Source organism: Polaribacter sp. (assembly GCF_965656025.1).
GTDB lineage: Bacteria > Bacteroidota > Bacteroidia > Flavobacteriales > Flavobacteriaceae > Polaribacter.
On sequence record NZ_CBFHJT010000006.1, the window covers coordinates 3,957 to 5,888 of the forward strand.

At 28.2% G+C, this 1,932-nt stretch carries 3 protein-coding genes and 1 pseudogene; all 4 read right to left on the bottom strand.

The window, feature by feature from the left end; all coding sequences use genetic code 11:
- Nucleotides 1-56 precede the first annotated feature (56 nt).
- Nucleotides 57-974, bottom strand: coding sequence for an AraC family transcriptional regulator (locus ACTG3S_RS01915; protein WP_439127688.1), 918 nt, complete (start codon nt 972-974; stop codon nt 57-59).
- The gene (locus tag ACTG3S_RS01920) at nt 971-1,324 is read right to left on the bottom strand and encodes a hypothetical protein (protein ID WP_439127689.1); all 354 of its coding nucleotides are present in this window, start codon (nt 1,322-1,324) and stop codon (nt 971-973) included. Before ACTG3S_RS01920 ends, ACTG3S_RS01915 begins: the two co-directional genes overlap by 4 nt.
- 1 nt (nt 1,325) lies before the next feature.
- Complete coding sequence (locus tag ACTG3S_RS01925; protein WP_439127690.1) at nt 1,326-1,634, bottom strand: hypothetical protein; 309 nt, start codon at nt 1,632-1,634, stop codon at nt 1,326-1,328.
- Nucleotides 1,631-1,932: pseudogene (locus ACTG3S_RS01930) on the bottom strand (NAD(P)/FAD-dependent oxidoreductase); the annotation flags it as partial. The gene ACTG3S_RS01925 and the pseudogene ACTG3S_RS01930, both read right to left, overlap by 4 nt.

Sequence of the window (1,932 nt, forward strand, 5' to 3'; positions counted from 1 at the left end):
AATTAAAAAATAAAAAGAAATACTGAGTTGTAATTTTTAAATGATGAATTGTAATTCTACAAAATAGGAATACATAAATCTACAGTAAATTTATTTTCTGGGTGTTCAGCAGCATTGTTATGATAAATTTCAAAAGGTACAACTTCAGATTTTTTGTAGCTATTTTCTATCATAAAAGCAAAACAAGATTCCCAAGCTTGTTGGAATTGAAAAGGCGTAATTTTGAAACGTGAAACAATACATTTTGTGGGTGCTAAAACCTTTAAATTAATTTCTCCATCAATTTCTATGGGCTCATTTACTACAATACAAGCACTCATTCTTAAATTATTCGGATCTGTAATTTTAGGACTATCATGATATATAGTAACCATTTTGGTTTGTTCGTTTATCAATCCTTTTGGTGTAGCCCATTTAACCAATCTGTTAAAAATACTGCCAATAGCTTCCATTTTTCCTTTGTGAGAAATATAGGCCAAATCTAATCTGGGTGTCATTTTAATTTCTGTTTTTGCATTCATTTGTAACCAATTTAAAGCGTTATTGATATTGCAAATGTATTGCTCAAAAGTTACGCTTACTTTTCCAATCTTGCTTTCTGTTTTGCTAACCTTGCTATACTTATCAGGACTTTCTGCTCTAAATTGATTAGGGGAAATACCATAAAACTTTTTAAAAGCTTTAGAGAAAGAAGATAAATTACCAAAACCAACAGCTTCTGATACCTCTGTAATTGTTTTTTCTTTCTGATGTAAAAAATAAGAAGCTGCTTTTTCTAATCTTTTTCTACTGATGTAGTTATTGGGAGTTTCTTTAATCACTATAGAAAACAAACGATGAAAATGAAAAGGGGAGAAGTATGCTTTTTCTGAAATAATTTCTAAACTTAATTTTTCTGATAAATTATCTTCAATAAATTGTATCGCCAAATTTAAACGAGCAATATTTTCTTTGGCAATTTTTGAAACTTTCATTTATCTATTTTTTGTAGTTTGTAAAAAACAAATCCGCCTGCAAAGTATAAAAGAATATCTATATAGTCTTTGGTATATCTTGCTAAATAATTAGGAAAAACAAATTCAAAAAGAATGCTGTATAAAAAACACAAGTATAAAATTATAGCTAAAGGTATTTTATAATTGGGGTTGTTTTTGGTTTGTTTTAAAACCCATAGAGAAAAATACAATACAATCGGAATGATTAAAAAATCGTTAAGATAAAACCGAATAATGCTAGGAAGTTGTAGGTTGAAATAGGAAGAAAAATAAATAAAAGTTCCTAAAAACAGCGAAAATAGCACATATTTAAAAAGTATGTTTTTCATGCTAACCAGCAGCTATCATAGCAATAAACCAAGCTAAACCAGCGCCAATGGCGCTTACCACCATAATTGCAGAATATAAAATCCAACCTGCAATTCTATACAAGAAAAAAGGATGTTTTTTTAAACGTTCTGCTAACTTAGGATTTTCCTTTTCGTAAATAGCTTCTTCAACTCTTTGTTGTTTGCTATCTTGTTCTTTTAATTCTCTTTTTTTCTGATGAGAAATTAGCGTATTGCAATTAGTACAATACTCTTTATTGGTATTGAAAACTCCACAATTTGGGCATTTTATAATTCTTTTTTCACTCATATTTCTTTTTCAAAAGAGTATTTATTTTTCTTTTTAAAAGGTCTAATAATCAAACGCGTTTCCCTATCAAAACGAATATAATTATACACCCAATTTAAAAATACAATGGCTTTGTTTCTAAAACCGATCAAAGAAAATAAATGCACAAACATCCATACAAACCAAGCAAAAATTCCTTGAAATTTCCATTTCTTTAAATCTACTACTGCTTTGTTTCTTCCAATAGTAGCCATAGAACCTTTATCATTATATATAAAAGGTGTTTCTTTTTTGTTGAATAGTTTTGCTAAAATATTTT

Coding starts and splice junctions, on each gene's coding strand:
- ACTG3S_RS01915 (WP_439127688.1), bottom strand. CDS start 974: ATGAAAGTTTCAAAAATTGCCAAAGAAAATATTGCTCGTTTAAATTTG.
- ACTG3S_RS01920 (WP_439127689.1), bottom strand. CDS start 1,324: ATGAAAAACATACTTTTTAAATATGTGCTATTTTCGCTGTTTTTAGGA.
- ACTG3S_RS01925 (WP_439127690.1), bottom strand. CDS start 1,634: ATGAGTGAAAAAAGAATTATAAAATGCCCAAATTGTGGAGTTTTCAAT.